At 62.3% G+C, this 3736-nt stretch carries 4 protein-coding genes and 1 pseudogene; 3 read left to right on the top strand and 2 right to left on the bottom strand.

Annotated elements, in window-relative coordinates:
• The 3 genes and pseudogenes from EN964_RS37875 to EN964_RS28310 all read left to right on the top strand — a co-directional run.
• Positions 1-187, top strand: a pseudogene (locus EN964_RS37875) (adenine nucleotide alpha hydrolase); the annotation flags it as partial.
• Positions 184-831, top strand: a complete 648-nt coding sequence (gene larB, locus EN964_RS28315) for a nickel pincer cofactor biosynthesis protein LarB (RefSeq protein WP_127269186.1) — start codon at positions 184-186, stop codon at positions 829-831. The pseudogene EN964_RS37875 and the gene larB, both read left to right, overlap by 4 nt.
• A gap of 130 nt (positions 832-961) precedes the next feature.
• Positions 962-1573: a flavin reductase family protein gene (locus tag EN964_RS28310; RefSeq protein WP_024504897.1), complete on the top strand. Its 612-nt coding sequence runs from the start codon at positions 962-964 to the stop codon at positions 1571-1573.
• A gap of 75 nt (positions 1574-1648) precedes the next feature.
• On the opposite strand, the gene EN964_RS28305 is transcribed toward EN964_RS28310, so the two are convergent.
• Together EN964_RS28305 and EN964_RS28300 are read right to left on the bottom strand one after the other, a co-directional pair.
• Positions 1649-2506, bottom strand: a complete 858-nt coding sequence (locus EN964_RS28305; protein ID WP_024504898.1) for a nitroreductase family protein — start codon at positions 2504-2506, stop codon at positions 1649-1651.
• 55 nt (positions 2507-2561) lie between these two features.
• Positions 2562-3736: CaiB/BaiF CoA-transferase family protein (locus EN964_RS28300; protein WP_164776041.1), on the bottom strand; the 1175-nt coding region annotated here is incomplete at its 5' end.

Below are 3736 nucleotides of genomic sequence, written 5' to 3'. Positions count from 1 at the left end.
TGCCGCCAGTGGCGTTACGTTGCGCTGCCGGATTACGCGGTCAGGCGTGGTTCTGGAACTCGGCGACGGCGTGTCCGCGCAGAAGCATCTGCTGGTCGAGATCACGCAGCGGCTTTGCGCCGAGGCAGGACGCGTCTTCGTGGGCGCCCGGCCCTACAGCCGCGGCGCGATGTTCATGCGCCCATGAACGACTTTCAACTCGACTGGCAACGCAGCAGGCGCACCGGAGTGCCGGAGGCGGTGCTATGTGAGCATAAGAGCCCGACCCAGGTGGCCGCCATCATCGTCGCTGCTTCCGAGAAAGGAGAGCGGCTGTTGTTCACGCGTCTCGACGAAAGCCATTTTCTGGCGCTCGATTTCGCCATTCGCAGTGCACTTGATTATGATCCACTGTCGCGCACTGCGGTGCTGGGCGGGTCCATGCCCGTTGCAAGCACAGGTGTGGGCATCGTGGCGGCGGGCACGTCGGATATGTCGGTCGCACGGGAAGCCGCCCGAGCGCTCTGCTTCAACGGCCATGACGCGCCTATCGTCGCCGATGTCGGTGTCGCCGGATTGTGGCGGCTTACTGAAAGGCTCGACGAAATCCGGATGTTTCGGGTTGTTATCGCTGTCGCCGGCATGGAAGGCGCGCTCTTCAGCGTGCTCGCCGGGCTGATCGCGGCGCCGTTGATCGCTGTACCGACATCTGTCGGCTACGGCGTGGCCGCCGGCGGATATGTGGCGCTCAACGCAGCGCTCGCGAGTTGCTCGCCGGGAGTTGTGGTGGTCAACATCGACAATGGCTTTGGCGCAGCGGCAGCCGCGGTGAAGATGCTTTCAATGCGTTGACGCACCAGCCTCGTTAAGCGCGATGCGCGCGTTCCGATATAGAGCAAACAATCGATTTTGCCGGTGCTAGAAAGGCGTGGCGCCAGCCAAACTGGTCTGCCCCGCCAAATCATCGGAGGTCCCCACGACAATGCAGTTCGACTTCTCCGAGCTGAAGCCGCTTGACCGGCACAAACTTCTATCCTCGACGATCACGCCACGGCCGATCGCATGGGTCACGACCGTCGCGTCGGACGGGGTGCGCAATGCAGCGCCATTCTCGTTCTTCAATGTCTTCAGCGAGGATCCCCCTGTCGTCGGTTTCAGCATCGTCGACCGGTCTGCAGGCGACAACAAGGACACAGGACGCAATATCCGGATGTCGGGCCAATTCGTCGTCAATCTGGTCGACGAGGATCGGCTGGACCAGATGAACATAACCGCCGCCGAGTTTGCGCCGGAAATCGATGAGTTTTCGCGCTCCGGGCTTGCAGAGGAAGCTTCAGTGACGATCGCCGCGCCGCGAATTGCCGAGAGCCCCGTCTCCATGGAGTGCGTGCTGCACAGCATTGTTCCTCTCGGGGTATCGCGCTCGCTCATCCTGGGAACGGTCCAGATGATGCATATACGCGACGACATGCTGATCGACCCGGTTCGCTTCCATGTCGATACACAAAAATTGCGCCTTGTCGCCAGGGCACAAGGAAACACCTATGTCCGCACGACAGACGCGTTTGAGTTGCCGAGAATCTCGGCGACGTGACAGGGCCGGCGGTTCGCAAGCCTGACGAAGTCGCAGCCCCTGTCTCTCAGTCAACATTGGCGCGCGCAACCGCAACTATTTGAGCCCAAATCCCCGCGCCTTCAGGAAGTCCGTGAGCACGTGCCTGCCGGTCAGTGCAGCAACGTCCTTTATCCGCGCCGCGGTCTGTTCAGTCCAGTCGATGTTGCGCATGTTCTGTTCGGCCTGGAATTCCCGCATGCGTGCCTCGTAGGCCGCCATAAGCTCCGGGTCGATTTGGGTATACCGCTCGCGGTGGAGGATTATGCCTTGCGGCAGGCGCGGCTTGACGTCTGTTGCCACCGCCGGATCGGGGCGGCCGACTGTCATGCCGAACACGACCATCGATTCGTCGGGCAGTCCCAGTTCGTTGGCGACGGCCTGAGGGTCGTTACGCATCGCGCCTATGTAGCAGCAGCCGAGGCCGAGCGACTCGATTGCAACAGCGGCATTCTGCGCTGCGAACGCGGCGTCCGCGATGGCAAAGATGAATGCCTCGATGTAATCGAGTGCGACACCGGCATGTCCCCGCTCATCGCTGATCGCACGCAGGCGAGCCAGATCGGCGACGAAAACGAGCAGCAGCGGCGCGTCATGGATGTGCTTCTGGTCCGCGGCGTAGCCGGCCAGCCGCGCCTTGCGATCCTTGTCCTCGACCGCAATGACGCTCCAAGCTTGGAGGTTGGAAGTTGAAGCCGCCGACTGTGCGGCCGCCACGACGAGCTCAAGGGTATTTGCGGGAAGGGGCTGGTCGAGGTAGTAGCGCACCGACCGGTGCGACAGCATCACATCCAGCGTGCTGTTCCAAGTGACGTGGGACAATTCTTCGGCGAGAGCGGGATCACGGTAGCGCGTACCGACGCGTTCACGTGCCGCTGTACCGTCGGCGACGCTGTTTCGCTGCTTGCTGGTCATCTGATTGTCATCCATCTGGTTGTTTGGCTTGATCCGCCTGGGATTCTTGCCGAGGTCAAATAACGCCCTCGTGCTTGAACGAGCGGATCTGTGCTGTTGAGTGGCCGAGGAGTTCACCGAGGACATATTCGTTGTCTTCGCCGTAACAAGGCGCTCCGCGGTTGATCAATCCGCCTGCATGCGCGGGTGTGCGGCCAAGTTTGAACGGCACTTCGGCCACGGGCCACGTCCCGATCCTTGTCCCAGGCACTTCGGTCAGCCACTCCAGCCTCCGCAACTGCGGATCGTGATCGCAGCGATCCTCCGCCGTCTGGCATACGCCAGCGGCCACGCCAGCTGCTTGCAAGCGGCTCATGCAGTCATAGGCCTCAACGCCCTCGGTCCACGTTCCAACCACCTTGTCCAGTGCATCCTGGTTGACAAGACGAGCCGCAATATTGGCGAAGCGTGGATCGGTTAGCCATTCAGGATGGCCCGCGGCATGGGCGAGCGCCGCCCATGACCGCTGGTCGCAGCACGAGATCGCGATCCAGCGATCCGCCCCCTGGCAACGATAGGCGCCATGCGGCGCGGCATTGCCATAAGGGGAGCGGTTGCCGGTACGCTGCCACACTCGCCCGTTTGCCGACCAATCAAGGATGGCCTGGCTGGCAAGGAAGATGCCCGCTTCGCATTGGGACGCATCGATATGCTGACCCTTGCCGGTGACCGAGCGGTAGTACAGCGCACCGAGGAGCGATTGGGCGAAGCCATAGGCCCCCATCCAGTCGAGATAGGAATAGCCCCACCCGGCAGGCATCGCCGGTTCGGCAAGACCGGACATCTCGTTCATCCCAGCAAACGAGGCAGCGATAGGCCCAACGGTGCGCAGTCGGCCATAGGTGCCGTAACTGCCCATGCCGGACTGCTGGACGTAGATGATATCGGGACGGATGCTGCGCAGGACGTCATACCCCAGGCCTAACCGATCGAGGACGCCCGGAGAGAAGCCTTCGGCGACGACGTCGGAGATTGCGATCAGCCGCTTGGCGATATCGATACCTTTCGGGTGGCGGATATTGAGCGAGAGCCCGCGCTTGCCCGCGTTCTTATTGTTGAACTGGCCGCCCATGTCGGGATCGCTGACGCCCGGCAGTGGGCCGGTCGCGGCCTCGCGCGCCGTGCGGCCCCCAACGGGTGCCATTGCGGCGAGGCGTGTGTCTGGGTTTTCCTTCCATTCGACCTTGATGC

The sequence above is a fragment of the Mesorhizobium sp. M7A.F.Ca.CA.001.10.2.1 genome (assembly GCF_003998575.1).
Taxonomy (GTDB): Bacteria; Pseudomonadota; Alphaproteobacteria; order Rhizobiales; family Rhizobiaceae; genus Mesorhizobium.
This window is presented reverse-complemented; position numbering and strand designations above follow the sequence as displayed.